At 60.8% G+C, this 26,390-nt stretch carries 21 protein-coding genes and 1 pseudogene; 2 read left to right on the top strand and 20 right to left on the bottom strand.

Annotation, left to right across the window (positions count from 1 at the left end; translation table 11 throughout):
- Window positions 1-4: 4 nt before the first annotated feature.
- Window positions 5-382 (top strand): hypothetical protein, encoded by a 378-nt coding sequence (locus tag H6A07_RS06405; protein WP_204814101.1) that lies wholly within the window; start codon window positions 5-7, stop codon window positions 380-382.
- Here the strand turns inward: H6A07_RS06405 and H6A07_RS06410 are convergent.
- From H6A07_RS06410 to H6A07_RS06470, 13 genes are all read right to left on the bottom strand, one after another.
- Window positions 379-1,854 carry an LlaJI family restriction endonuclease gene (locus H6A07_RS06410; RefSeq protein WP_239471114.1) on the bottom strand — a complete coding sequence of 492 codons (1,476 nt, stop codon included), beginning with the start codon at window positions 1,852-1,854 and terminating at the stop codon, window positions 379-381. The two genes, H6A07_RS06405 and H6A07_RS06410, sit on opposite strands and share 4 nt — an antisense overlap.
- A 4-nt stretch (window positions 1,855-1,858) precedes the next feature.
- Entirely contained in the window at window positions 1,859-3,790 is a 1,932-nt protein-coding gene (locus H6A07_RS06415; RefSeq protein ID WP_204814103.1) for an McrB family protein, read from the bottom strand.
- Between the two features lie 12 nt (window positions 3,791-3,802).
- Window positions 3,803-4,699, bottom strand: coding sequence for a DNA cytosine methyltransferase (locus H6A07_RS06420; protein WP_204814104.1), 897 nt, complete (start codon window positions 4,697-4,699; stop codon window positions 3,803-3,805).
- On the bottom strand, window positions 4,696-5,634 hold the full coding sequence (locus tag H6A07_RS06425; protein ID WP_204814105.1) for a DNA cytosine methyltransferase: 939 nt from the start codon (window positions 5,632-5,634) through the stop codon (window positions 4,696-4,698). The genes H6A07_RS06420 and H6A07_RS06425 overlap by 4 nt, the downstream gene beginning before the upstream one ends.
- A 1,043-nt stretch (window positions 5,635-6,677) precedes the next feature.
- Window positions 6,678-6,986, bottom strand: coding sequence for a hypothetical protein (locus H6A07_RS10255; RefSeq protein WP_239471115.1), 309 nt, complete (start codon window positions 6,984-6,986; stop codon window positions 6,678-6,680).
- Between the two features lie 334 nt (window positions 6,987-7,320).
- Window positions 7,321-8,208 (bottom strand): DUF6414 family protein, encoded by an 888-nt coding sequence (locus H6A07_RS06435; protein WP_204814106.1) that lies wholly within the window; start codon window positions 8,206-8,208, stop codon window positions 7,321-7,323.
- A gap of 353 nt (window positions 8,209-8,561) precedes the next feature.
- Complete coding sequence (locus H6A07_RS06440) at window positions 8,562-9,698, bottom strand: hypothetical protein (protein WP_204814107.1); 1,137 nt, start codon at window positions 9,696-9,698, stop codon at window positions 8,562-8,564.
- An 18-nt stretch (window positions 9,699-9,716) separates the two neighbouring features.
- Window positions 9,717-10,466: a hypothetical protein gene (locus tag H6A07_RS06445; RefSeq protein WP_204814108.1), complete on the bottom strand. Its 750-nt coding sequence runs from the start codon at window positions 10,464-10,466 to the stop codon at window positions 9,717-9,719.
- A gap of 273 nt (window positions 10,467-10,739) precedes the next feature.
- Window positions 10,740-10,928, bottom strand: a complete 189-nt coding sequence (locus tag H6A07_RS06450; RefSeq protein ID WP_204814109.1) for a hypothetical protein — start codon at window positions 10,926-10,928, stop codon at window positions 10,740-10,742.
- 493 nt (window positions 10,929-11,421) lie between these two features.
- Window positions 11,422-12,921: a hypothetical protein gene (locus tag H6A07_RS06455; RefSeq protein WP_204814110.1), complete on the bottom strand. Its 1,500-nt coding sequence runs from the start codon at window positions 12,919-12,921 to the stop codon at window positions 11,422-11,424.
- A gap of 679 nt (window positions 12,922-13,600) precedes the next feature.
- Window positions 13,601-15,034 carry an alanine/glycine:cation symporter family protein gene (locus tag H6A07_RS06460; protein ID WP_204814111.1) on the bottom strand — a complete coding sequence of 478 codons (1,434 nt, stop codon included), beginning with the start codon at window positions 15,032-15,034 and terminating at the stop codon, window positions 13,601-13,603.
- 104 nt (window positions 15,035-15,138) lie between these two features.
- The gene (locus tag H6A07_RS06465) at window positions 15,139-16,542 is read right to left on the bottom strand and encodes an ATP-binding protein (RefSeq protein ID WP_204814112.1); all 1,404 of its coding nucleotides are present in this window, start codon (window positions 16,540-16,542) and stop codon (window positions 15,139-15,141) included.
- A 198-nt stretch (window positions 16,543-16,740) separates the two neighbouring features.
- A complete protein-coding gene (locus tag H6A07_RS06470; protein ID WP_204814113.1) occupies window positions 16,741-18,147 on the bottom strand; it encodes a uracil-xanthine permease family protein in 1,407 nt (468 codons plus the stop codon).
- A gap of 158 nt (window positions 18,148-18,305) precedes the next feature.
- Here H6A07_RS06470 and H6A07_RS06475 point away from each other — a divergent pair, with 158 nt between their 5' ends.
- Window positions 18,306-18,773: a hypothetical protein gene (locus tag H6A07_RS06475; protein WP_204814114.1), complete on the top strand. Its 468-nt coding sequence runs from the start codon at window positions 18,306-18,308 to the stop codon at window positions 18,771-18,773.
- A 54-nt stretch (window positions 18,774-18,827) separates the two neighbouring features.
- Here H6A07_RS06475 and xdhC read toward each other — a convergent pair whose 3' ends face one another.
- From xdhC to H6A07_RS06510, 7 genes and pseudogenes are all read right to left on the bottom strand, one after another.
- Window positions 18,828-19,334, bottom strand: a complete 507-nt coding sequence (gene xdhC / locus H6A07_RS06480) for a xanthine dehydrogenase subunit XdhC (RefSeq protein ID WP_204814115.1) — start codon at window positions 19,332-19,334, stop codon at window positions 18,828-18,830.
- The gene (xdhB, locus tag H6A07_RS06485; RefSeq protein ID WP_204814116.1) at window positions 19,334-20,215 is read right to left on the bottom strand and encodes a xanthine dehydrogenase subunit XdhB; all 882 of its coding nucleotides are present in this window, start codon (window positions 20,213-20,215) and stop codon (window positions 19,334-19,336) included. Before xdhB ends, xdhC begins: the two co-directional genes overlap by 1 nt.
- Complete coding sequence (gene xdhA / locus H6A07_RS06490) at window positions 20,215-22,557, bottom strand: xanthine dehydrogenase subunit XdhA (RefSeq protein ID WP_204814117.1); 2,343 nt, start codon at window positions 22,555-22,557, stop codon at window positions 20,215-20,217. The genes xdhB and xdhA overlap by 1 nt, the downstream gene beginning before the upstream one ends.
- Before the next feature lie 234 nt (window positions 22,558-22,791).
- Window positions 22,792-24,066: an amidohydrolase family protein gene (locus H6A07_RS06495; protein ID WP_204814118.1), complete on the bottom strand. Its 1,275-nt coding sequence runs from the start codon at window positions 24,064-24,066 to the stop codon at window positions 22,792-22,794.
- Window positions 24,067-24,168: 102 nt separating this feature from the next.
- On the bottom strand, window positions 24,169-25,260 hold the full coding sequence (locus tag H6A07_RS06500) for a BMP family lipoprotein (RefSeq protein WP_239471116.1): 1,092 nt from the start codon (window positions 25,258-25,260) through the stop codon (window positions 24,169-24,171).
- Between the two features lie 64 nt (window positions 25,261-25,324).
- Window positions 25,325-25,822 carry a nucleoside deaminase gene (locus tag H6A07_RS06505; RefSeq protein WP_342636571.1) on the bottom strand — a complete coding sequence of 166 codons (498 nt, stop codon included), beginning with the start codon at window positions 25,820-25,822 and terminating at the stop codon, window positions 25,325-25,327.
- A 196-nt stretch (window positions 25,823-26,018) separates the two neighbouring features.
- Window positions 26,019-26,390, bottom strand: a pseudogene (locus H6A07_RS06510) (BMP family lipoprotein); the annotation flags it as partial.

Genomic DNA, 26,390 nt, shown 5'->3' on the forward strand with positions numbered 1-26,390 from the left:
AATTATGTTCTTGGCACACGTAGCCATAGCCGACCTCGAAGACCGCCCCGAGTGCGTTCACCGCGCCTACCTCGACCCCACCGAGGAGTGGAACGGCTGGGCATGCCCCTACTTCGAGCGCGCCGAGGTCGAGCGCATGGCTGCGTGGCTGTCCGAGTTCGACGATTCGCTCGTCTACGACGAGAAGTCAGACGCCTTCCGCACCACCTACGATCCTGACCTCACCGAGACCTTCCTCGGCACAGACATTGACGGTCGGCACCTATACCCCATAGGCGCCGGCTCATGGACGTGGGTCATAGTTGACGAGAGCAGCGAGGAAACCATCGCAGACGTATCGGCTGGCACGGCCACCAAAGCCGACAAGCACGCCCCCGCCTAGCCAATCACCTCGGCAAGGCGCGCTGCGTCCAACTCCCGCCCTCCCACATAGGCGTCGAACACCGCCTCCGCCGGCAGCGCGTACAGCTCCACCTCGTTCGAGAACGGCAGCTCCTCGGCAGCGATCACGCCGGGAAAGCGCACGCGCCCCAGATGCTCCACAGCGTCACCGCACGACGGCACGAGAAATGCGTTCACCACCCTGGAGAACCCGTGCGCGAGCACAAAGTCGCGGTATGCAGCCTGATACAGGAACTGCTTGGTCACCGACTCCACGCCCGGCACACCACCCACGCGCTCACCCAGCAGCGGCGTGTAGTACTTAGCGTCAAGGATGGCGAACGCCCCAACCCCGACACCAGCAATCCCACCAGAACCTCGCATCGTCACGATGTCCGGAATCAGCGTCGCAACCTCGCCGCACGCCCGCTCCTCGCCAGCACCCAGCGCAGCCCACTCCGGTCTCGGAATGACATCGATGAGCCGCATTTCCGCCATCCCCGCAAACGGTGGAGCCAGCTCAATCCCCAGCTCTCCAAGCCGAACGGACAGCACGTCACCGAACGCGATCTTGCACGCCGTCTCCCACACGTGATGGAAGCTTGACGTCCCCAGGCACAGCGGCGCGTCCGGCGTTGCGGACATGCCCTCGTCGCGCACATAGCGCACGAGGAGGTCGATTACGTCCTGCTTCCACGTGACGAACTGCACTGCCCGCTCGCGCTCCAGCCGATATGCCACGAAATCAGTGTCCCCAAAGTCCGCCACGGAGGAATCGCTCAGCCACACCTCGTCAAGTGCCAGCAGCTGAGTAAGCCCGCTCTCCCGCATAAAGCGCGAGCACTCCGTAAGCACCGCGCGGTGCAGCCGCGTCACGAAGTCAGAGGCGTCGGCGTCAGTCTCCACGGTCTTGTAGTCAAAGTAGATGGGACGCCCGTCCCGCACGAAGGGGAGGTTCGCCGCGATAGTGCGCTCCCAGCTGATGTTGCCCGATCCGTTGTCCGCGATGGTGTGCACGTAGTTTGAGTAGACACCGTACTCGTCGTACATCTCGAGCAACGCGAGCATGAGCGCCAGACTGTCGTTGGCCCTCATGCCGTCCTCAGTCGCAGCGGCGATGCTGGCGTAGCTTCCACTGCTCTTGCGAAGGACTCTAAACACCTGGCGCATCGTGGCCCTCGTGACGTCATCGGGGCATAGGGGGTCGACTACGGGAAGGTACTTCGGATACACGACGATACAGATGCCCTCCACCAGGGCGAGCCCAACGTATACGAACTGATAGGTCCCGCGCGGCGCGCTCTCCCCAAGAGGGTCGTATTCCTTCGGCTCGTCACCCGTCCTCAGTCGAAGCACGCCGTGCGCGCACAGCAGAGCGATGTAGCGGCCGGCATCATCCACCTCGATGCCAAGTGTCCGCGCGAGGCTCATCGGAGTGTGGAACGAACGCTCACGAACGTAGACCGTACGCATGACGCTACTCCGCACCGTCAGCAAAAGGCTCCTCCGCGGCGTCCGCTTCCTCGCCGGCCTCAAGCTCCTCAGTCACGTTCGCGTTAACCGGCGAGAAGGGCGGCAGCTCGCGCATGCCCCTAAACGCCAGCTCTCCAAAGCTCTCGAAGTCCTTGCAAACATCCGAGTATGTCGCATGCCCCTCGTGGGAGAATACCTTTGAGGCCTTGGTCTTGGCAGCATCCTCAAAGAGATAGAGGAGCACTTTGTCCTTGAAGACCTGCGTGAAGCCGTCAGGGTCAGCGAGCCTCGCGGGCGAGATGAAGAACGGCCCGAGCAGCTTATCCTCGTTCACACCCGCATTGAGAAGCACCCGGTTGATGCCGCGCCTCAGCGCGTCCCAGCTCACCATGCGGGCGGGCGTCCCGACCGGCACGGCGTAGCCGGCGATCTTGTCCGAACCCTTGTCTATGCCCATGTAGCGGAAGTCCCAGCGACGCTTGAAAGCGGTGTCCATCGGAAAGACGCCCTGGTCCGCACTGTTCATGGTTGCCCAGATGAACATGTTGGGCGGCAGCGACAGTCGCTCCGCTTCGCCCTTGAGACGCAGCTGTTCGGAGAGTAGCCGCTCAGGATCTTGGATATTCGCCGTTGTGGCATACTCAGGTAGGAACACGCGCAGGTACTCGCGCATCTCGCGCGGCACGGCAATATCGTACTCACTTCGCCCATCGGAGTCGCGATCAAGCAGCTGGAACACGTCACCGAACGCGGCCGCCGGGTTCGCGCGATTGATCTCCTCAACGACAAGCAGGTAGTTCGTGCCGGGGTTCTGCACCGCTGCAATGTATGTCTCCAGGAACGGCCCAGGAACGAAACCGTAGCTGATCTCACTCTGGGTGCTCTCGGTTCCACCCTCATCGGTCGCCGTGCGCATCGTCGTGACCGGCTTGTAGCAGCCCACGAACTGAGCGTAGGTGTAGTCGGGGTGGAAGGTGACGCGCCTGACGTTCCTCCTGTCGAAATACTTCTCCGCAAGCCGTGCGAGCCGGTACGACTTACCCGTGCCAGGAGCCCCGAAGAAGATGAGATTGCGGGGTTCGGGGACACTTGGCGAAACAGAAACGAAAGGATTGCCAGGAAGAGCAGGGCGTCCAACAATATCCATCACAGCTGGCAGCGGATCACCAATACCCGAATAGGTCGTAGGACACTCGTGTGCAACCAGGCTCATGAGCTCAGCGGTTCTCTCGAAGCATTCTTCACAGTCAAACGGTACGGCACCGAGAAGGACGGCACTAAAGTGCCGCAGGACGTCAGCTGCCGCCCTCGGAAGAGAGGTGCAGTGATCTGCTGCATAGAGGATGTCATTCACTCGTCTCTCGAAATCGAGCGTGAAGAACATGACCTCACCGGTTGGCTTACCGTCCTCCGTCGCGTACTTACCCTGCTTGGAGAGGCCACCACTGAACACATAGTCCTTGGGAATGAAGCAGGCCGACCCGTCATCTTCGAACTCGCAATCGAGCCACATGGACCTCAGCCAGTAGTTTCCCCTCGTGAGCGGTGAGAGCTCAAGAGAGTCCGCCATGTTGATGGTTGTTGTCTCGGGAAGCATCATAATAGCCGGCAACAGCAAGCTCGGCCTGACCTTTCCTCCAAGACTCAGCTTCATCTGCTGGCTTCCGGCTCCGCGAGGAGAAACAGGGTAGCGATACGCATTCTGCGTCCCCAAGTCAACTTTGCACACGCTGCCATCAGCCCTATGGAAGCGAAGCGAAAAGGCGGCAGTCAAACCGCCAAGTGTCGAGGCCGCGGCTCTTCCGCCATCTTCCCCGGCAAACGCCCCACCAAGGAATGCCTGGCCTCCGCCGCTGTTCGCGTTGTAGTCAAGATGGAAGTCGCACTCCTCGCCCTGATAGGTTCGGTAATCTCCGATCTGCTTGAAGTACGACAAGGCACTCACCTCTTACTGCTCAACGCCGTTCTCATATTTTAGGACACGTTCTGCCACGTATTTCGCCAGGGCGGGAGGGACGGCATTCCCGATGGCCAGCTCGACACTCGTCTTTGCGCCCTCAAGCTTAAACTCCTCGGGAAAGGACTGCAGGTAACTGCGCTCCTTCGTCGTGAGAGCACGAACGCCATCTTCGATTGCCGCAGCATCGGCATGATGCCGCTTGTAGTTCTCCGGTATCGGCCTGTTGATTCCACGTATCGTCGCGGATGGCTCATCAACGGAGAAGACGGCACGCCGGTTGTAGCTGCGCGGGTGCATGTAGTAGTACTGCGTGCCGAGCTTGTCGCCCAGATAATCCCGCACAGTCATCTGCTTTTCCGCCATGCCCTCGATGAACGCCTCGTCGAAGAACCCATCCTCGGCGCCGAGCCGACCGACCAAAATGAAACGCTTTCTCGCCTGGGGTACCCCACAGCGGCTCGCATCGAGCACGCGAGAGCTCAATCCATACCCCGCGTCCCTAAGCATCGCCTTCATTCGAGGAAGCGTGCCGAACCTCTCGATGTTGTAGACGTTCTCGAACACGACCCATTCGGGCAGTACGCCCGTGACGATCTCGGCGAATCGAATGGTTAGGTTCGCACGCGCCCCCTCCGTGCGCTTGCCCGCAATTGAGTAGTCCTGACAAGGAGGCCCTCCCATAATCAAGTCGGGTCTCAGCTCCTTGATGGTTTCAACGGAATCCTCGTCACACAGATCCTTCTCATAGATAGGATGCATGAAGTTCGCGCGGTAAATCTCCACCGCAGGCTTCCAGTTGTCGAACGCGGCGACAACCTCAAATCCAGCCTGCTCGAAACCAAGAGACATGCCGCCGCAACCAGAGAAGATGTCGACGGCCCTCATTCGTCACCGCCATTCTTGTTGGAGATGTAGCCCATCAGAGCTCTCGCAACGTAATTTGCAAGGTTAACCGGAACGGCATTGCCAATCATCGTGTTCACGTCTGACTTGCTCCCGAAGAACTCGAACTCCTCGGGGAACGTCTGGATGTAGCTACGCTCCTTTGGAGTCAATATGCGCGTCTCGCTCACAGGAGCAGAGTCGTTGGGGTTGCCCTTATATCCCGGCGGTATGGGACGATCAACTGCACGGATGGTCATGGACGGCTCGTCGATGCTGAACACACCCCTCCGGCTGTAGTTCGTTGGCACACGAAAGTAGTAATCAATCCCAAGCGAGTCGCCGAGATAGTCTCGAATCGTGAGAGGCTTGTCGCTCAGCCCCTTATCAAGCGCACCATCAAGAAAGTCGTCCTCTTCGCCAATGCCCCCGATAACGAACATGCGCTTACGGATTTGCGGCACCCCGCAATATGCAGCATTAAGCACCTTGCAGGTAAGGCCATACCCCGCCTCTCGAAAGATTTCGCAAGCACGCTTGAACGAGCGCGTGTTTCTTATAGTCGCGACGTTTTCCATTACGAACCACTGCGGCTTTACCCGAGAGACGATCTTTGCGAACGCAACCGAGAGAATGGCTCGCCCACCATTCTCATCCTGATGCCCGGCCGTTGAGAAATCCTGACAAGGAGGTCCACCAAAAACGACTGTAGGAGCAAACTCTCGAACAAGAGGAACGGAGGCATCAACATCGGAGAGATCGTGCATAAAGATGGGATGGTCGAAGTTCTTGCGGTACACCTCAACAGCGGGCGTCCAGTTGTCGAACGCAGCCAACACGTTGAAACCGGCATTCTCAAAGCCAAGGGACATGCCACCGCAGCCAGAAAAGAGGTCCACAGCAGTGATGCTATTGCTCTGTACCTGATTCGCAGACAACGTGCCGACCTGCCCTTTCCACCTGATGTTGCCGCACCGTCCGATGCGATGCTATTCCTTGCAAGTAGAAGATTTTACCATGCACCATACATGGTCCACGTATCGTCAATCCGCTAACTCGCAATCTCCTGTATCCGTAGCAGCCCATCAAACAATGGCTAAAACGTCGATTCAGGAGTCGAGAATAATAAACTAGAGAAACCAGCGCCCGCAACGCCAGCCACCCCGGACTCCATCATTCCGACCACATCCTGCACGTTGCAGAAAGCACAACGAACCAGCAAGTCGACCGTTGGATGCTATCCCGCCACCAGTCCTGACCACCTGCTCGGTTGCGCACTACGTTGACGATGTCGACCGCAGCGCGGCCGCCCGCACGCAACCGGACGGGCGCCCAGGGCGGACGGCGTACTCACTCGCATGATGACCTGCCAGCACGCACAACGGGTCAGATGGCGCCACGCATACCCGTCATCCGCGCAAGTGCGGATTGGCTCCGCCGACGGCCCACGGACACCACTCAGAGAGCCGCTGGCGGCCACGCGCCCAACCGAGCGCTTCCCCCCATGCGCGCGAGGGGCACACACGTCGCGACAAGAGTCCGTATGACGCCGCTCAACTGCTGCCGCGCCCGACGCTACTCATCCCGGCCCGCACCCGCTGAGACCACCCCAGAGACGCCTACAGAGGCACCCGCGAGTCGCCTCGCGGTCGGATTGTCCTTCCCGTACCACTTGGCTCGGTATTCCCACGCGTTTATGAGACCCGAGGTCACCCCCGTCATGTCCTGACGTTTCTCAGCGCTCGCGTCCGTGATGATGCTGCCATCAAACGTGACGCGCACCTCGCCCTCGTCGGGGGGTCCGATGCCCAGTGGGCACTTGCTGCCATAACCGCCCTGCAAATTCCCGCAGTCGCGCCCTACAAAACGTGCTCATGCCTGCGGACGTTGCGCATGAGCGCCGAGTTGTCGGCAGAGATCTCCGTCGTGGTCTTAACGTACCCGGCACCGTCAAAGTCAAAGTACCCCAGACCAAAGCCTGTCAAATCGCCGAGCATCTGCCGCGCGCACCTAAACGCCCGCAGCTGCGAGTCAGTCTCAGCGCCGACGCAAACTCCTGAACCGTGTCCGCCACGCTCATGACCTCCCGAAACACGGTGCAGTCCTGCCGCCCGAACGATATCGAGACCCTCCTACCCTTACCGTCCGTCTCCTGGTCGAACATCACGTCACCGAGAAACACGCGCTTCTTGCATTTTTCCGCCCCGGAGATCATCGCATCGAAGGCGAGGTTCACTGCCAATATGGCGTGCACTGCGCCAGCGAACACGCCCTGCCCGTACGGCCTCATGTCCTCGCACGCGTTGTCCGCAGCGGGCTTTACGATGGCAAAGGTGAGCCACGGGCTCCCGATTCGTACACGGTGTACACGCCCACAGGAGCGACCTCGTTGTCATGCTCGTCAAAACACGCCATGAATATCCGATACTCGCCGTTACCGGAGTCCTCATATGATGAGCAAGCGAGACCAAGCAAGCAATGGAACAATTTGGCTCTTCGAATTGGCCTCCGCACTCTCATCTATCCGGCAAACAACTTCAATATGGCATTAGTCAAACTGAAGACAAAACGCAGGCTCACCTCAATAGACATAATAATTATCGATCTATTGCAGCGTGGCCTCACTAGTCACTCTTACGGAATCTGCTTGCCAATTGATATAGTGCAATTATTTCCAGCTGATACACTGGCTTACCAGTTATTTCAGATATGACATCTGCTTGGTAGTCAAAATTACTATCTTTGAGGCTCCTTAACGCCTCAATCATCCCCTCCTTTGATCTCTGATCTTTCATTCGTGTAAAGATGGTATTTTTAAGCAGCTGAGTCCCTTGTGGGTAATACTGCTTGACCTGGGCAAGACATGTTAAGCTTCTTCCCACTATATCTTCTCTTGAAGATTGATAAAGGTATTCATCGTTAATTGTGCCTACAATAGCATACTCCTCCTGATCTGAAACAATCTCCTCAGAGCCAAACAGCTCTTTTGTCACACCAACTATCTGCTCGATCTGCTTAATATTATTTGTCTTATCGAGTGCCCGTCCCCCATTGCCCAAACCTGACATCTTTTTGCTAAGTTCAAGCAAACTTTTCGCTTCATTCATGAGTGATTTAATCGAATTGATTCTTGCAGTGATTGTTGTAATAACAAACGATCCCTCAGAAGAATCTCGGATGTCTGTGATAAAACCTTGGCTCCGCAGGCTACCGATAACGATGTCGAGCATCGAGGTGGCCGTCTGAACTATTTTTATATTTGATTTATCATGTCCTATCGCATTGTCTTCGTCAATTCCGGAAATGTCCGCACCAACCTTAAATAACCTAAAGCCCGTTTTTCCGTTAATGCTTCCAGAGCGAGCTTTCTTGCTCTCCGATGACGCTAAAGACTCAATCTCCTCGTATTCTGAATACCCACCATTTAATATTGCATATATATCCAGAAGTCTTGGCTGATTAATATAGTATGGAAGGAACAGTTCAGCATCTATATTTGTCTTATCTGCCATTTAGCACCTCTTTAATTTCAGATTTTCATTTAGAAATCTACTCAGAATTATAAGGTGGCACAATCGTTGCCCAGTGATCAAATTCGGTTGTTTTACAGCACCGGGCATAAATCAAGTTCGCGCGTTCTTCCAACTGCGGAACGATGGTAGCCTCATGATCAAATAACGCACAGTTCAGCACGTCGAATCTTTTGAATAAAACCACCGGATGCGCACAATCGAAAGCAGAAAAGCACCTTTCCATAGAAACAAGTCCGCCAAGTTAAGTCCCGATTTCGTCCCCATTCACAACGAATGCGTCCAGACTCTCATTCTATCTGAGGTCATTATCCTCATATCCGTCTGTCGTGTCCTCAGTTGAAGCCAACCTCAAACGAGCTGGAGAACCTCTTCAAATTCGAGACCGCAGTCTCCATCGCCCTTGCCGACTTCTCGGCTGCCTTCTGCCTGTCGACCAGTTTCTTCTTTTCGTCCTTCTCAGCATCTTCAGCGGCGAACTTCAGCCTCTGGATCTCCGCCCGCTCCTCGACAACCATGTCCTGATAGCATTGGAGGACGGTCTGCGAGAGGCCGAGGTCGTGCTCGTCGTTAAGGAATATCTCCTCGACGGCAGCGAGCACCTTCGCCGAGTAGGCAATCGTCCTTCTCTTGTCGAACAGAAACAGCTCGCGAGCCGTCGCACCGGCAGCGCCACCAATACCCGCTCCCAGAATCGCGGCACCACCGACAATAACGACAGAGCCACCCAGCATGCCAAATCCCCCGGCAGCAATGGCACCGCCACCCAGATAGGCGAGGCAAGCACTGGCAAGGGCGGCGCCGCTGAGCCCGGAAAACTGTGACCCAACAAGCGCGGTCGCAATTTGGGCGGTGGCGATACCGCCCGTCGCAACAAATACGAGCACGCCCGCAGCAGTAACGCCCAACGCGATCATGGTGCCCTTAAGCGACTCGTTGAGCTGCCTGGACACTCGGTTGTGGCATGACCGAAGCCGCTTGATGTAGCCATTCTCGACAAAGGGAGCCGCAAACGTCTCCTCGAGGAACTCGTCGCACGCTTTTGCGCTGTAGCCAGCAAGGGGCAGCTTGGTCCCCGCGACGTCACCAAACTTCTGCAGGGTATTTCGTTCGTATCCCTCGGGATCTAGGAGGTAGTACGGCTCGAAGAGCATTGCCTCAAGCAGTACGAGTCGGAACCAAGGATTGTTCGCCCCTTCCTCCTCGATTGCAGCCTTGAGCTCGCTGAGAGCGAGCCAGTGGAGCTCTGCGTTCGCGTCACCAACGAACTTGGGAAAGTCCTCCCTTATGATGTCGGACCAGCGCTTGAGCCAATCTCGCTTCACTTCTTTGACCGGCTCAAATGCGTCTCCCTCAAGACGTCGAATGTCGTAGAACACCTTCTGCCGCTCGAGGTTGTAAAGAATCTCAGTCTGTCGAAGAGTGAGCCCAAACTTGCCGAGGCCGAGACCCTCGCCCATGTTGCCGTACACGGCGTTGTTCTCCCTTGTTTACGTGTTAGCTCGTATGGCTTCGTAGGCGCTCTTTATACGCTTGAGGTCGCGAGCCTTGAGGGACCACGAGACGTCCCTCCCAACTGCTACGGCAAACCGACACACCCCCACGTAGTTCACGGACAGCCACCATGTCTCACTCGCAGCAGCCGCGACAACGTCGACGCTGGTGAAAACCCCTGTCGCAATCGTAAGCATACGATCAATGGTCGGGTTGCCGAAGGGCTTTACGCCCTCCCAGGATATGCGCCGCATGTCCTCAAGCGTCCTCGGGCGCACGCGAGCAATCTCCGAAGCGAGGTGTCGCAAGAGATAGAACCCGCGCACCACGCACTCGTTTGCCATGACAGGAATTGCCTGACGCCCCAGTTCCGAAAGCGCGCCAAGCTCGCCACGCAAATCAAACCTCAGCTGAGTGTCTCTTATGATGCGGCCCGAGGCATCATGCTCCGCAAGCAACGTTCCGTTGAAGAGCTTCGACAATAACTCCGAGAGGGAGACATGACCGACAGAGATATTCCGAAAGAGGGGCGTCGCGGAGAGTTCCTTCGCCAGCGACAGAAGTGGACCAGGAATTCCTACTCCACCGGTCAAACCGGCAGTCGCGCTCGAGCCGGCCATGTCGCTCACAAGGTGCAGGAACCAGCGCAGCGTACCGAACAGCAACTTCTCTGGCACCGTTTCGCCAATTAGGCCAAGCGCTCGTTCCGGCACGTCCATTACGAGAAACGCACCAGCTGTGGTCACGCCGTACACCCTGCCTGTGGACTGCGTCAAAAGAGAGAAGGCAAGGCCTGCGGGAGTCGGGTGGTGAGCGAAGTCGCGCAGGTGATGCTGGAGGCCTCCGCCGAAATCGGGTGTGCTCGCATCGCTTGGAATCGGGGCCAGTTTCTCGAGAAACCTAACGGCTCCCGTAAGGTCGTCTCCATCGTAGCCGGCAGCCTGTGCAATCTTGGTAACGAACCCATCGACTACCTCACTCGACGCTTCTCGTCCTCGTGCAAGGTCAAAGTCACCAACTCACAGGACATCAAGTGCTCCACACAGTAGGCCGCTGCACGCGGCAACAAGATAGTCGAGTTTGTCCGCATGGTTCTCAAGCATGTCAATTTGCTTGTCGAGCTCGTAGATTGCACGATTGGGGTCGCGGCGCAAATCGTGACTGACGTCATTTGCCACTAGCTCAATGCTCAGCGAGTCATCTGACATACGGGCGCTCCTTAAAAAACCGGCGCGTATCGTTTGACGCACTCTCATTGTCACACAGCAAGCGGACGCTATTTCAGTTCCTTCGGGAGAAGGCCGCCACGCTAGAGGTCAACGAGCAGCGTGCTTCTTTCCAACTATGACAGCCCCTGCTTTCTCACGGGTGTCGACATTCCCACCCTGTTCACGCCAAGTCGCATCAAGTCATGGGAGACAGACGCACCGAGCGAGCGCCTCGTGTCGTCGAGCGGCCTTGCTCAACGCGCTGCAGGACCGCACTTTCGACTGCAGTTTCCTTTTGAGTGCCACGCACGTCTACAGCACGAGGCCGCTAAGACTGAGCAATTTGATTAGAGAGCAATACCAAGTTCAATGATTCTGCGCACGTAGGGCGAAATGAGCGCCCACAAAACTATGCAGACCCCAATACAACAAGCCGTCGCATCGACAACGTCCATCCAGCATTTCTCGACCAACGATGCGCCATGAACTCTGCCTACCTCCTCGCCTTCGGCCTATCATTCTTATACCAAGAGGTGCCGAGACCTTCATTCCACAAAAAACGCCCGCCGTATTCAACTCTGCAATATACATTGTTGACAATCCGAATCGAATCGATCGTCGTTGAATTTGTCTTTTTCAAAGACTCAATGATACGAATGAAGCAGCTTAAAATGTCTTCGCTATAGGATAGAGACCAAATGACGCCATGATTCGGTTCTAGCTCTCGATCACCATAGAATCCCAAGTCGCCCGCAGTAGCCGTCATCACAGTATCGGGGTAAAGCTGGGCATGATTTTTGAAAAGCTCGGAAGAAATGGCTATTCTCGTCGGTACATTTCTGTTGTTCTCATTTTTAACAAAATCAAGCACCTGAGCAAATATCGAGTCGCATTCCAACGATTTTGACCCTCGATAATCTCCATATATTTGAGAAAAGCGATGCACTAATACACATTCAAATTGTTCTGCATCAAACGAATACCAGTTTGATGTAAACCATACGGCCCCAACATTTGAATCGCCAGAGCCGTTCATGGCCGCACCATAGATAAACTCTTCCCAAAGGGTCAACAACTTAGGAAAGGCCACCCGTACGCTTTCCTCATCCGTGTAATACGACTTCAAGAAGCTTGAGTCATCCACGGCTTTGCATTGCATGATTCCCGTAGTTTTACTTAGGCCTACACGAGAAAGCACACTTTCGATTCTTCGTATGAGTTTCGGTCTATTGTGGTCTTCGATGTACATTACTGTTAGAAATAAAGCTCGGAACAGGTAATCTGACTCAAACCGTTCGCCATGTTTACACTTATTAATCACTTGCCTGTAGTGTCTAAGGTAACCGTAAAGCGCTTTTTCAAGCCGTTCCTTTAGATAGCCAGAGGTGTCTTCGCCAAACCCAGTTGATCCAACTACCAGCGAGGTAATCCCATAAACAAGCATAAAGCCGATGGAAATCAACATTTGGAATCCGACATTTGTGTTGTCAAAGACAGAAAGTCCCTCAAGCACAATACGACTAACCACCGACGAATCAAATAACAAGCACAGGGCAAGAGACGCCAGAGCTTCGAACAGAAAACCAATTGGAGCGAGAAACAGTCTCCTGGCCACTTTAATTACAAATAGAACTATCCAATAGGTGACTACAGAAAGCCAACGCAGATCCACCGCCGCCATTCTCCCGCATAGTAAAAACAACAGACAGGAAATGACTAGATGTAGCGCTTCGGTAATGACTACGGGGGCGACAATTCTATAGAGAACATTTGCCATTGCCGCGCCTCTAGATACACTATGATAAGGCTCAAGGTAATAACCATCGATTGCATATGGACCGATTTTACGAACCAACCGAATTGCGAGTAAGGCAACTATGAGATTGGCGAAGACATCTTCAATCCCAGCCTGACCAAACGAAAACTCAGCAGCTAAAAAGAACCCTAATTCCTTGTTAAGCGGGGTTGGTAAGTTGGCCAATAGTTTATCCATAATCAACCTCCATAATGGCTTAACAATCGATTCTGTATGGATAACATTATTGCGGCAAGGCGATAGGGCGATGGCCGGACAGAACGGAGAGCACCACTATTCCCAATATACTCTTGAAAGTTAAGTGTGATAGGCGGTACCCACACCAGCAGAATTATCGAAATTAACGTCGCACTGAAAACGCTACTGGAGAAACTGATGAACGCTACCTTGCGCGCGCAGGCCTCCGAGCTCAAGAAGTCGTGCAACGACACAGATTCCACGAGCGTTTACTTAACATCCGCGTCGGAATGCTAGCACTCGACATCCTTGGCCTCGAAGGGGATAACTGCTTCGCAGACAATCTGGCGAGAGACGTGCACGCCGGCACCGCGCTCGCGCGTATGGGTTACTCCGAGAGCGCTCAAGCTACCCGCCGTTACCGATTCTCACGATACGAACAGCTCGGATGACCGCTGTCCGCTCTCGCATACCCAGGCTTCCCGCACACGGACGCTATATGGGCTAGGACCTAGTTCATCGACACAAGATACTAACAGCCTACAACGAGCGCGAGCCGCTACTTGAGGATCTAAAAGGAGCCGAGGGGTCATCAAGCTCGCAGGAGAGACGTTCGATAGGAGGCTGAGAGCAGCGCAGGGTTGATAGGAGGCCCTTAGGCCACTTATCGTGATGAAACTCAGTACTTATCCCTAAACACCAGCAGCCCGCTGTAGTCCGTGTCGCGCGGGCGACGGCTGTCGGGGTCGCGGAAGAAGTCCGCCGCAAACCGGCGGATCACAGGAGAGAGCGCAATCAGCGCGATGAGGTTGGGGATCGCCATGAGGCCGTTGAAGCAGTCGGCGAACTCCCAGACCACGTCGAGGTTGGTCACGCAGCCCGCGAACACCATGGCCACGTAGGCAACCTGGTAGACGCGCACGGCCACACGCTGGGCGCAGCTCTTGCGGAAGAGGTACTCAACGCACTTCTCGCCGTAGTAGTACCACGCGATCAGCGTGGCAAACGCAAAGAGCATGAGGCCCACGGTCACGATGTACTGGCCGCCGGGGATGCTCTGCCCAAAGGCCGCCGAGCTCATGGCGCCCTCGGACATCATGGGGTCGGCGTGCCACAGCCCCGAGGTGATGATCACGAGGCCCGTGATCGTGCACATGACGATGGTGTCGAAGAACACCTCGAAGGTGCCCCACAGGCCCTGGCGGGCGGGGTGGTCGGTGTCGGCGGAGGCGTGCGCGATGGGCGCCGAGCCCATGCCCGCCTCGTGGGTGAACACGCCGCGCGACATGCCCACGCGGCACGCGTACATGACCGTGGCGCCCAGGAAGCCGCCCGTGGCCGCCGTGCCCGTAAAGGCGTCGCGGAAGATCTGGGCGATGGCGGCGGGGATCTCGCCGGCGTTGACCACGAGCACCGCTGCGGCACCGAGCAGGTAGAAGATGGCCGCGAAGGGCACGAGCTTCTCGGTGATCTGCGCGATGCGGGTGATGCCGCCGATGAGGACCAGGCCCGCGAGCAGCGCCACGACGGCGCCGATGACGGGCAGCGGCACGCCGAAGGTGGCGTTCACGCTACCGGCGAGCGAGTTGGCCTGCACGCTCGCGCCGATGCCGAACGACGCAAGGAAGCCAAAGGCGGCGAACAGCATGGCGAGCCAGGTCTTGCCCAGTCCGCGAGAGATGTAGTACATGGGGCCGCCCACGATCTCGCCACGCTCGTTGCGCGTGCGGTATGCCACCGAGAGCGTGACCTCGCAGAACTTGATGACCATGCCAGCCAGCGCGGAGAGCCACAGCCAGAAGATCGAGCCTGGGCCGCCCGTGGCCACCGCGAGCGCCACGCCCACGATGTTGCCGGTGCCGAGCGTCGCCGCGAGCGCGGTGCACACCGCCTGGAAGGGCGAGATAGTGCCCTCCCCCGCCTCCGACGGGTCAGGGCGCTGGAAGAGCGTCTTGGTGGTATAGCGCATGACCACGTTGAAGCGCGAGAACACGACGCCGCGAGTGACGAAGAGCAGAAACACGCCGGTCCCCAGCATCAGCACGACCATGGGGACGCCCCACAGCACGTTGTCGTTCAGGGCGGTGATGGCGGACATGAGGAAGTCGAACATGGAGGGCCTCTCGACGGGGCGCGGGCAGTTTCAGCTACACAAAGGGTAACTTTGCACTACCTGTGTTTCCGTAGCGTGACGGGAGCGTTGATTGATGGGCTGCGTTACTCCGAGTCGTCCACCAGCAGAACGTCGTCTCGCGCACCGGCAATCCCCCGCAGCTCGTCCGTGAAGCCGCTCACGCTGAAGATTACGAAGGTGTCCACCCGCGCGTCCTTCTCCCACAGGACGCGCGCCACCTTCTCCTCCAGGGTTCGCAGGACATTCGCGCCGACGGGGTCCTTCCAGAACTTGCACTCGCCCCAGACAGCGCGCTTCTCGTCCGCGCTCAGACCAACAACATCAATCTCGTCGCTCCCCGACCACCAGCGCCCGACGCGCTCTGGCACAAAGCCTAGCTCGTCAGAGTCCGCCAGCTCCCATAGGCACTCGCGGCAAACGTCCTCGTACACGTACGCCACGTGACCGTCGATGAAATGATCGCGTATGCGCCGCTCGACGGCCGACGTGCGCCCCGTCTCCAGGTAGCTCAGGTTGGGCAGCACGAACCGGAACCAGAACTGGAGGAAGTTGTCCTTTATCCGATAGAGGCTCTTCTTGCTCTTGTTAGGGTTGCCCTCCGTGACAGGCACCTCGCGCTCAAGGACGTCAAGGTCGATGAGGGTCTTGAGGTACTTGCCAAGGCTCGTCTGCTTCAGGCCAAAGTCACGGGAGATCTCATTGGGACGGTGCGCTCCCCCGGCGATTGCACGGATGAGGGCGAAGTAGGTGCCCACGTCGGGAACCTCGCGCTGCAGCAGGAAGTTCGGCTCGTCGTAGAGAAAGCCGCTGCGGTCGAGGACGTTTGAGGAGATTGCCGAGTAGACGTCCTTCTCGTCCTCAAAGAGCTCGATGTACTTGGGCACGCCGCCAGTCACGGCGTAGCGCTCCACCAGCTCGCGCGTCGAACGCCCCGACAGAAACTCACAATAGTGCGAAAACGGAATCTGGCCCATCCTGATCTGAGCCGTGCGGCGACCATAGAGCGGGCTCTCCTCCGAGAGCACCTGGTCTCTCATGAGCGAGATGAGCGAGCCGCAGAGGATGAGCATGACGTTGGCGCGTTTAAGCATCGTGTCCCAGACACGCTGGAAGATCGACGGGTAGGCGGGGTTTGCCTTACCGAGGTACTGGAACTCATCGATGACGATAACCGCACGCTCGTCCGCAGTGCCGCACGCGCGGGCGATTTCGCGGAAGACGTCCTCCCAGCGCGAGACGCGCGCGCTGCGGAGCAGGTCGCTCTGGAGGAAGTCGGCCGCCACGGACTGGAAGCTCTCGAGGTTCTGGAGCTCGGGCTCCTCCGTCGCCAGATAGTAGAGGGCACGCTTGTCACGGATGAACTGGGAGATGAGCTCCGTCTTGCCCACGCGACGGCGGCCGTAGACAACGACGAAGGAGGACCCCTCGCGCGCGTACTCTCGCTCGAGGGCTCGAAGCTCTGCGTCTCGGTCAACGAACGTGCACATCGTCGGTTCCTCTCGGCAAGCTTGACAAAGATTATCCTCTACAGAATTATTCTATTTAGAATAATCTTTGACAGCAAGCGACTTTACCGCCACTGGCGGTAAAACTGTGACGGTAAACGCGCAGCCCCACAGAGAAGGGCCCGTCGGGCATGGCAAACCGACGGGCCCCAACGGGGATGTCATGTTGCGGCGGAAGCCCTACGCGTCCCCCGCGTCCTCCTCGCCTTCCTCGTCCTCCTCGATGGGACGCAGGCTCTTCTTCTCCGGCGCCGCCTCGCTGTCGGGCGGGAGGATGGAGTTCAGGATGATCGCCATGACGGCGCAGGGCGTGATGGCAGAGGTGCCGAAGATCGTGGCCAGCCAGTCTGGCATGCCGGGGCCGGTGAGCGAGCCGGAGACCTGCGCGATGCCGATGCCAAAGGCCACGGAGATGCCAAAGACGGTGCAGGCGCGCGGCGTGAGGCCGTCCTTCACCAGGATGCGGATGCCGTTCAGGGTGATGGTGCCAAAGACGCTGATGGTGGCACCGCCGATCACCGGCTGCGGAATCATGAGCAGGATTGCGGAGAGCTTGGGGCACAGGCCCGCGGCGAGAAAGACGAGCGCGGCCGCGCCAAAGACCCAGCGGTTGATGACCTTGTTGGAGACGATGATGCCCACGTTCTGGCCAAAGGCCGAGGTGGGCATGCCGCCCAGCACGGAGGAGATCATGCTCACGAGGCCCTGCGCCTTGATGGCGCCGCCGATCTCTCGCTCGGTGGGCATGCGGTCCATGCTGCCCGCACAGGAGGCGGAGAGGTCGCCGATGAGCTGCACGTTCACCATCACGTACACCATGGCCAGCGTGATGCACGCCGCAGGGTTGAAGACGATCTCGAACGGGAAGAGCTCGGGCAGCGAGAACCACGCGGCGCCCGCCACCTCCTCGGCGCTCACCATGCCAAACGGGATGGAGACGAGCACGCCGATGATGATGCCAAAGAAGATGGACCCCAGCTTGAAGACGCCCGTGGCAAAGTTGGAGAGCGCGAAGACCACGGCAAAGGTGATGAGGCCCACGATCCAGTTCTGCACGCCGCCAAAGTCCGCCGCGCCCGAGCCGCCGGCCATGTACGTGATGGCCGTGGGATAGAGCGAGACGCCAATCGTGAAGATCACCGTGCCCGTGACGAGCGGTGGAAAGAGCCCGCGCACCTTGGTGTAGAAGATGCCAAAGAGCACCGCCACCGCACCGCCGATGAGCTCGGCGCCCAGCAGCGTGGAGAAGCCAAACTCGATGCCCACCGCCTGGAAGGCCGGCAGAAAGGCAAACGAGACGCCCGTCAGGATGGGGAGCCCCGCGCCGATGCGTCCGAAGAGCGGGAACTGCTGAAGCAGCGTGTCTATGGCGGAAAGGATGAGCGCCACCTGGATGATCGCGGTCTCCTGCGCCTCGGTGAAGTTGCACGTGGTGGCGATGATCATCGCCGGCGTGATGACGCCGGCAAAGGAGGCGAGCACGTGCTGGAGCGAGGTGGGGATGAGGTCCTTGATCGGGGGGACGCCCTTGCGCCTGAAGAGGGCCTCGTTGAGTTCGCTTTCGACCTGCTGGGCGGGTGCTGCCATGCTGCCTCCCTCGTGCGGGCGACGGCATGGCGCGCCGTCGCGCGGAGCTGTTGTCCTAATTATTATTCTGTCGGCCAAACATATTGTTTGGTTTTGTCGCTGAGCAGCGCAAACGGCGCTAATATGGTGGCGAGCGGCACAGGCCCAAAGGAGTCTCCATGATTGACGCAACCGAGGCGCGCGAGCTCGCCGCCGCGGCCATCCCCGGCCGCCAGCGAGCCGAGGCGGACACCCTCGCCCAGAACGCCATGAGCTGGGCGCTCAGAAACGCGGAGGCCCGCACGGACACCCGCATCCGCATGTACGCCACATACGGCAACAGCTCGCTTGCCGTCAAGTTTGCCCCCGGCATGTTCGACGGCAAGGGCAACGGCAACTCGTTCTACAACGACCTCGTGGCAAACTCCAACACGGCGGTGGCCGACGCCATCACCTGCATCATCTATGGCCGCGAGCAGGACCTCATCTCGCCCATCCAGTCAAAGCGCCTCCTCAACACCTTCAACGCGCGCCTCGTGAAGTTCGTGAGCACGCTGCGCAGGCTCGGCTTTGACGTGGAGGCCGGAGAGGACGAGTACGGCAACGCCAACCTCGACGACAGCACCATCATCGTGAGCTGGGAGTAGGGCCCGCACGCGGCGGGCCCCACGGGGGTGCGCGTCTGACGAGAAGCGCCGCGCCTACGCGTCCTTCTCGGCGGGCTCGCCCACCATGCCGTGGACGACCTCGATGGCCTTCTCCACGGCGTTCACGATGTTCTCGTAGCCGGTGCAGCGGCAGAGGTGCCCGGAGAGCTGCTTTCTGATCTCGTCGCGCGTGTAGGTCTTCCCGGAGCGCACCATCTCCTCGGCGCTCATAATGATGCCGGGGATGCAGAAGCCGCACTGCACGGCAAACTCGTCGACAAAGGCCTGCTGGACGGGGTCGAGCGAGCCGTCCGGCGCCTGGAGGCCCTCCACGGTGAGGATGTCCTTGCCCTGCGCCCAGTCCGTGAGGTAGAGGCAGGTGTCGGTGGCCACGCCGTCAACGAGCACCGTGCACGCACCGCACTCCCCCACCTCGCAGCCGCGCTTGACGCTCGTGAGGCCAAGGCGGTTGCGCAGCGTGTCGAGCAGGGACTCGCGCGGGTCGTAGCCCACCTGGACCTCGCGGCCGTTGACCGTGCACTTGAGGATCTTCATGTCCATCAGAGCTCAGCCCCTCCCCTCCGTGCGGCCTCGATGAGGGAGCGCCTGGACATCTCCCTGATGAGCTGGAGACGAAACTCCTTCGAGGCGCGCCAGCTGTCGCGCGGGCTCGTGCACGCGGCGGCGAGCTCGCCGATCTTCTCGGCCGCCTCCGCGACGCTCATGCCGCGCACCGCGTCCTCCGCCGCCAGCGCGCGCATGGGCGTGGGCCCGGCCACGCCGAAGGCGAGGCGGATGTCATCGATGGTGGACCTGTCGGCGGCGAGCTTGACCAGGCAGCAGCAGCCCATGGTGGCGATCTCGAGGGCGCGACGCTTGCCGTACTTGAAGTAATGGCCGGTGAAGCCCTCGTAGTGCTCGCGCGGGATGCGAATCCTCACCAGCACCTCGTCGCGCTCCTTGTGCGAGCGGCCGGGTCCGGCGTACCACTGCTCGATGGGGACGGTGCGCTCGCCGCGCACGCTCCGCACGTCGAGAAGGGCGCCGTAGGCAAAGAGCGTGGAGGCGGAGTCGGCCGAGGTCGCCGCCGTGCAGACGTTGCCGCCGATGGTGCCGGACGTGCGCAGCTGCGGGCCGCCCGGGGTGTCGCACGCCTCGCCGAGCGTGGGCACGGTCCTCTGGATGATGGGGTTCACGGTCACGTCGTGAAAGACCGTGAGGGGCCCGATCTCCACGGTGCCGTCCTCGGCGAGCGCGACGCCGGCGAGCTCGCCCGCGAGCTCGTGGATGGAGACGAGGTGCGCGGGCGCGCCCTTGCCGTCGCGCAGCTTCACCAGCACGTCGGTGCCGCCGGCGATGATCTCGGCGCGCGGGTCCTCGGCGAGGGCGCGGGCGGCATCGTCGACGCTTTGTGCCTCGTAGAGCGATTCGATGTCATACATCAGATGAGCCCCTCCCTCTTGAAGCCCTCGAAGAGACGCTGGGGCGTCATGGGCTCCACGTAGAACTTGACGCCGGTGGCGTTGAGGATCGCGTCGCGGATCGCCGCCGCCGGGGAGATGACGGGCGTCTCGCCCACGGCCTTGTTGCCGTAGGGACCCGTGGGGTCGGGCTTCTCGACGAAGTCCGCCTTGAGGTCGGGCACGTCCATCGCCGTGGGGATCTTGTAGTCGAGCAGCGTGGGGTTGAGCACGCGCCCGGTCCCGGGGTCCACCTGGACCTCCTCGTAGAGGCCAAAGCCGATGCCCTGCGCCATGCCACCGTGAATCTGCTGCTCCACGAGCTTGGGGTTGATGAGCGTGCCCGAGTCGTGCACGTTGATGATCTTGTTGACGGTGACCTTGCCGAGCGGCATGTCCACGGTCACGTCCGCGAAGGTGCACCCGCCCGCGATGGCGTTGGTGTGCACGTTCACGGTCTCGTGCGCGTGGAGCTGGTCGGCATGGTCGAGGTTGTAGTAGGCCTCGAGCGCGAGCGTCTTGAGGTCGCACACGGGGTGCCCCAGCGCGTCCACCACGTGGTGGTCGCGCAGCGAGAGCTCGCCCTGCGCGCTCGGGTACAGGAAGCGCGCGTAGTCCAGGATCTTCCTGCGCAGCGTGAGGCCGGCCTTCTTGACCGCCGTGCCCGAGACGTAGGTCTGGCGCGAGGCGTAGGCACCGGAGTCGTACGGCGTGACGTCGGTGTCCTGGAAGGAGACGATGTGCACGTCCTCGGTGTCCACGCCTATGGCCTCGGCCGCCATCTGCGAAAAGACCGTGTCCGCACCCTGGCCGATCTCCGTGGCGCCCATCTGGAGCTGCACCGTGCCGTCCTGGTTGAGCGTGAGCGCCGCCGTGGCGGTCTCGAGCGCAAAGGGCGCCACGGCCGTCTTGTACACGAAGAGGGCCACGCCCACGCCGTGGCGGACGGGGCCGGTCTGGTTGGCGTACTCGGCGCGCTTCTTGTCCCACTCGATGTAGGCCTTGCCCTTCTCCACGCACTCGGGGATGGCGCAGGTGTGGGCCGCGATCACGCCGCCGGGGGTGAACTCGTCGACAAAGGCGTCCGTGTAGACGTTCTTGAGGCGAAACTCCACGCCGTCCCAGCCCATGTCGTAGGCGATGTCGCCCATCAGGCACTCGGCCGCCCAGTTGCCCTCGGGCACGCCGTAGGCGCGCATGGCGCCGGTGTGCGGGCCGTTGGTGTAGGCGGTGAAGGCCTCGCTTCTCGTGGCAAACTCCTGGCCGTGGTAGAGCCAGCGGAAGGAGTTCACCGAGTTGAGCACGAGCGCGTGGCCGTGGTGGCCGTAGCCGCCGGTGTTGGAGTAGGCGACGATGGAGCGGGCGCGCAGGTTCATGTCGTCGTCAACGGAGGCCTCGACGTCAAAGGTCTTGGGCTGACGGCCGCTCGTGTCCCAGAAGAGCTCCTCGCGCGAGACCTCGAGCTTCACGCACCGCCCGCCGAGCTGCCTGCAGATCCAGGCGTTGAGCGGCTCGTAGTGCACGTCCTGCTTGGTGCCAAAGCCGCCGCCGATGTAGGGCTTGATCACGCGCACCTGGCCCCAGGGGATGCCGAGCGCCTGGCCGATGACGCGGCGCACCACGTGCGGAATCTGCGTGGACGTCACGCAGACGATCTTGCCGCCCTCCTCGTAGCAGTACGAGACGCAGGTCTCGATGTGCACCTGGGACTGCTCGCGGGACTCGATGTGCGCGGAGAAGTGATGGTAGCGCGGGTCGGCGAGAACCGCCTCCACGCTGTCATAGCCGTGCTCGGCGAGCTTCTCGGAAGGCGTCACGGCAAGCGAGTGCGCGAGGAGGTTGTCCGGACAGCGCTCCTGCACCGGGTGCTCGGTTCCCGCGAGCGACTCCTTGGCGTCATAGATGACGGGCCACTCCTCGTAGGTGACCTTCACCTTGCTCGCGCCGCGCGCGCAGGCGACGGCATCCTCGCCCACCACCACGGCGATGTTGTCGCCGTAGATGCGCACGCGGTCGTCGAGGAGCTTGCGGTCTGCGAGGTCGCGCTTCTCGGCCTTGGAATCCGCGTACCACGGGTGGCCCGCCACCGGGAAGCAGGTGTCCGGCACGTCAAAGCAGGTGAAGACGGCCACCACGCCAGGCTCTGCGAGCGCCTCCGAGGTGTCTATCGAGACCACGCGGCCGTTTCCGATGGTGGCGTGGACGAGCTTGGCCTCCAGGCACGGCTTGGGACACAGATCGTCGGTGAACATTGCCCGCCCCGTCACCTTGTCATACGCGTCGACGCGCGGGACGGGCCGTCCGACCTCCCTCAGCTTCTCCATGGCGTCCTTCCTTTCCGTAGGTCCTCAGGACACGCATACGAGACATTCGCTAACAAAATGTTAGCCACTCAGACGCGATGTTAGACACACAAGGTCGCGAGCGGTACCTCTGCGCTGGTGGACGCACATGCCGCTTCCATAACCTGAAAAAACCGCCGCTGACCTGCCCGTTATTTTCCGAGAAGAGCAACGCGTCACGTCCAGAACGCACCCCCTGCACAAAGCGGGAACCCCCTAGAGCGTCACCTCACAGCCCGCAACAAACTTGCGCTCGATGCGACCGCCCTCCTCCGCAAGGTAGACGTAGCGCTCCAGGCGCTCCCAGAGGCTGAGCTCGCGCGGGGTGCGGATGGCCGTGTCGTCGAGCACGAGCGCATCAAGCTCGCAGCCCTCCGCAAACGAGCCCACGCGGCCGAAGAAGGAGCCCCCGCCCGCCGTGGCGAGCCACAGCGCCTCCTGCGTGGTGAGCGGCGCGAGGCGCTGGTCGACCAGGCGCCAGCGCAGCTTGGAGGCGGCCACGGCGTCCGCCATGCACCGAAACATCGAGAGGGTGGCCCCTCCCGCCACGTCCGTGCCCAGGCCCATGCTCAGGCCGAGCTCCAGGTAGCGCCGCACGGGCGCGATGCCGCTCGCGAGCTGCGCGTTGCTCTGCGGGCAGTGCGCCACGTAGGTGCCCGTGGCCCGCAGCAGCTCCACCTCCTCGTCGGTGGAGTGGACGCAGTGCGCCATCACGCTCTTCTCGCCGAGAAGGCCGGGGCGCGCGTAGGTCTGCGCGTAGCAGCCCGACCACGGGCAGAGCTCCCGCACCCAGCTCACCTCCGAGGGGCTCTCCGAGAGGTGGCTCTGTACCGGCAGGTCGTACTCCTCGCGCAGGGCGCCGAGCTCTGCCATGAGGCCGTCGCTCACGCTGGGCGTGAAGCGCGGGGTGATGATGGGACGCGTTCGCTCGTAGCGGCCGGACACGTCCTCCAGCCAGCGGCGCGTGGCCTCGGCCGAGCCCGCGCTCGTCTCCACGAGGTCCCCCGGGGCGTTGCGGTCCATGTTGACCTTGCCCACGTACGTCACGAGCCCCGTCGATTCGAGCTTGTCCATGAGGAGCTCGGTCGCCCCGACGTGGATGGTGCCAAAGACCACCGCGCGCGTGGTGGCGGAGCGGCGCAGGTCGTCCGCAAAGATGTCATAGGAGCGCTCGGCGTAGTCCAGGTCCGCGTAGCGAGCCTCCTCGGGAAAGGTGTGGGTGTTCAGCCAGTCGAGCAGCTCGAGGTCCATACCCAGGCCGCGGAAGGCGTACTGCGGGGCGTGGAGGTGGATGTCACAGAGACCGGGAACGACGAGGCGCCCCGCGCAGTCAACGAGCGGCAGCGCGGCATAGCGCTCGGGAAGCTCCTCGAAGACGCCCGCGCTCCTGCCGTCAACGCACACCAGGTGGCCGCCCTCCGTGCAGGACACCTCGCGCGGGCTCAGGCTGTAGCAGACGTCGCCTTTGAGGACAAACGAGCGAGCTTTCATGGCCCCTCCCTTTGACCGGTACGTTTTGGACACGGGGGCGGGCGCGCCGTATCGCGCGTCCGCCCCCCATCTCAACAAGCCGCAGACAAGAGCCGATACGGACTACAGCGTGTCCTCGATGGCCTGGACCTCGTCGTCGGTGAGGAAGGAGCCGGCCTTGATTTGCTCGGCGTACTCGTTCACCTGCTCCTGGACCTCGGCCGGGACCTTGTCGGAGAAGGTGCCCAGATAGACGCCGCCGTTCTCCATGTTGGCCTCGATGGCCTTGCCGCCGCCGAAGGAGCCGTCCTCGATCTCGTCCATGGCCTGGCCGAACATCCAGTCGGTCACCGTGGAGGTGATGACGGTGGGCTGGTCGTCGCCCACGATGTCCGCAGGCTGGGCGATGTCGAAGTGGGTGTCGGCGCCGGCCGCCTCGAGCGCCTGGCGGGCGCCGTTGTCGACGGCGGAGGCGTCGCCCCACATGACGTCCACGCCATTGGAGTTGATCCACTGCTCGGTGAGCTTGGCGCCGAAGGAGGCGTCGCTGAAGCCGGCCTCGAAGTTATAGTGGCCCTCGACGTCCGGGTTGACCTTCTGGGCCGCGGCGAGATAGGCGGCGTACTTGGTAAGGGTCGTGGGAATGCGCATGCCGCCGATGAAGCCGATGTGGTTGCTCTCGGTCATGAGGCCCGCCACCACGCCGGCAAGCGCGCCCGTCTGCTTGAGGTTGACCTGCACGGTCTCGACGTTCTCCAGGGTCTCGTAGTCCGCGAGGTCCACGTCCGGGTCGGTGTTGGTCATGAGGAACTTGATGTCGGGGTAGTTTTCGGCGGCCTCGGCCACCACGTCGCCCCATGCGGAGACGAACTCGTTGCCTGCCGCGATGATGAGGTCGCAGCCCACGTCGACGAGGGACTGCGCCGCAGTGCCGGCGTCGGCGGAGGCGGTGTTCTCCTTGGGCTCGAGCATCTCCCAGTTGTCGCGACCCTCGAGCGCGGCGACGAGGGAGTCGTAGTGTCCCTGGCCCCAGCCGCCGTCAAGGGCGGGACCGCTGATGACGAGGGCGACCTTGTAGGTCTTCTCGCCGCTCTCGCCGCCGTCGCCGCCGTCGCAGGCGGCAAGGCCAAGCGCCGCGGCGCCGGCCGCGCCCAGCTTGAGCGCGTTGCGGCGCGTCATCGAGGGCCCGAGGGCGGACATGCTCTGCTTCTTCATCCTACATTCCTTCCCTTCCCCGCCGAGGCGGATCCGCGCGCCTTGCGGCGCCCTTCCCAGCAACCTAATCCCAGTATCCCTCGTGCACGGCCGCGGCCTCCACCTCGAGCTCGGGGAACGGCCCCACGACCTCGATGTCCTTCTGCCCGGCGGCAAAGACGGTGCGGCACGGCAGGTCGAACGTGGGGTTCTGCTCGTTGGAGCCCGTGAGCTCGAGCAGGCGCCGCTCCGTCATGGCATACACCACGCGCCCCACGTTTGCCCAGTAGATGGCGCCGGCGCACATCGAGCAGGGCTCGGCGGAGGTGTAGAGCGAGCAGTCCCAGAGGTAGGCCTTGTCATAGAGCTGCGAGGCGCGCTCGACCGTCTGCGTCTCCGCGTGACCGGTGCACTTGTGCGTGTCGATCTCGACGTTCTCCTGCTCGAGCAGGATATCGCCCTCCGGCGAGACGAGCAGGGCGCCAAACGGCGTGTTGCCGTGCTCGCGCGACGCGCGCGAGATCTCGATCGTGCGCCTCAGGTACCGGACGTCATCCTCGTGCGTGAACTCCTTGCGTGCCACGTGCGATCCCCTCCTCCGGGCAAAGAAAGCGAACTCCTCGTCCATGATACGGGGGCCGCAGCGCCGTGCGACGCGCGACATCGCCGCACGGCGCGAGAAGCGCCACAAGCGGCTAAAAAAAAGTCATGCGCCCTACCAAAAAATCGGCAGGGCGCATGTGGTCACGGGCACTCAGACCCCGACGTCCTCCGTGAGACTACTGGAGGGAGGACTCGATGGCGTCGACCTCGTCGTCGGTGATGAAGGAGCCGGCCTTGATCTGCTCGGCGTACTCGTTCACCTTGTCCTGGACCTCGGCCGGGACCTTGTCGGAGAAGGACCCGAGGGAGACGCCGCCGTTGTCCATGTTGCCGGTGATGGCCTTGCCGCCGCCGAAGGAGCCGTCCTCGATCTCGTCCATGGCCTGGCCGATCATCCAGTCGGTCACCGTGGAGGTGATGACGGTGGGCTGGTCGTCGCCCACGATGTCGATCGGCTGGGCGATGTCGAAGTGGGTGTCGGCGCCGGCCGCCTCGAGCGCCTGGCGGGCGCCGTTGTCGACGGCGGAGGCGTCGCCCCACATGACGTC

The sequence above is a fragment of the Olsenella uli genome (genome assembly GCF_016899935.1).
In the GTDB taxonomy this organism is placed as follows: Bacteria; Actinomycetota; Coriobacteriia; order Coriobacteriales; family Atopobiaceae; genus Thermophilibacter; species Thermophilibacter uli_B.

Excerpts from the sequence above, each read along its gene's own strand:
- H6A07_RS06470 (WP_204814113.1), bottom strand. The coding sequence starts at position 18,147 with ATGGCAGCACCCGCCCAGCAGGTCGAAAGCGAACTCAACGAGGCCCTC.
- H6A07_RS06410 (WP_239471114.1), bottom strand. The coding sequence starts at position 1,854 with ATGCGTACGGTCTACGTTCGTGAGCGTTCGTTCCACACTCCGATGAGC.
- H6A07_RS06455 (WP_204814110.1), bottom strand. The coding sequence starts at position 12,921 with ATGGATAAACTATTGGCCAACTTACCAACCCCGCTTAACAAGGAATTA.
- H6A07_RS06465 (WP_204814112.1), bottom strand. The coding sequence starts at position 16,542 with ATGTGCACGTTCGTTGACCGAGACGCAGAGCTTCGAGCCCTCGAGCGA.
- H6A07_RS06420 (WP_204814104.1), bottom strand. The coding sequence starts at position 4,699 with ATGAGGGCCGTCGACATCTTCTCTGGTTGCGGCGGCATGTCTCTTGGT.
- H6A07_RS06450 (WP_204814109.1), bottom strand. The coding sequence starts at position 10,928 with ATGTCAGATGACTCGCTGAGCATTGAGCTAGTGGCAAATGACGTCAGT.
- xdhB (WP_204814116.1), bottom strand. The coding sequence starts at position 20,215 with ATGTATGACATCGAATCGCTCTACGAGGCACAAAGCGTCGACGATGCC.
- H6A07_RS06435 (WP_204814106.1), bottom strand. The coding sequence starts at position 8,208 with ATGGCAGATAAGACAAATATAGATGCTGAACTGTTCCTTCCATACTAT.
- H6A07_RS06495 (WP_204814118.1), bottom strand. The coding sequence starts at position 24,066 with ATGAAAGCTCGCTCGTTTGTCCTCAAAGGCGACGTCTGCTACAGCCTG.
- H6A07_RS06405 (WP_204814101.1), top strand. The coding sequence starts at position 5 with ATGTTCTTGGCACACGTAGCCATAGCCGACCTCGAAGACCGCCCCGAG.
- H6A07_RS06500 (WP_239471116.1), bottom strand. The coding sequence starts at position 25,260 with ATGAAGAAGCAGAGCATGTCCGCCCTCGGGCCCTCGATGACGCGCCGC.
- H6A07_RS10255 (WP_239471115.1), bottom strand. The coding sequence starts at position 6,986 with ATGAGGCCGTACGGGCAGGGCGTGTTCGCTGGCGCAGTGCACGCCATA.
- xdhA (WP_204814117.1), bottom strand. The coding sequence starts at position 22,557 with ATGGAGAAGCTGAGGGAGGTCGGACGGCCCGTCCCGCGCGTCGACGCG.
- H6A07_RS06475 (WP_204814114.1), top strand. The coding sequence starts at position 18,306 with ATGATTGACGCAACCGAGGCGCGCGAGCTCGCCGCCGCGGCCATCCCC.
- xdhC (WP_204814115.1), bottom strand. The coding sequence starts at position 19,334 with ATGGACATGAAGATCCTCAAGTGCACGGTCAACGGCCGCGAGGTCCAG.
- H6A07_RS06460 (WP_204814111.1), bottom strand. The coding sequence starts at position 15,034 with ATGTTCGACTTCCTCATGTCCGCCATCACCGCCCTGAACGACAACGTG.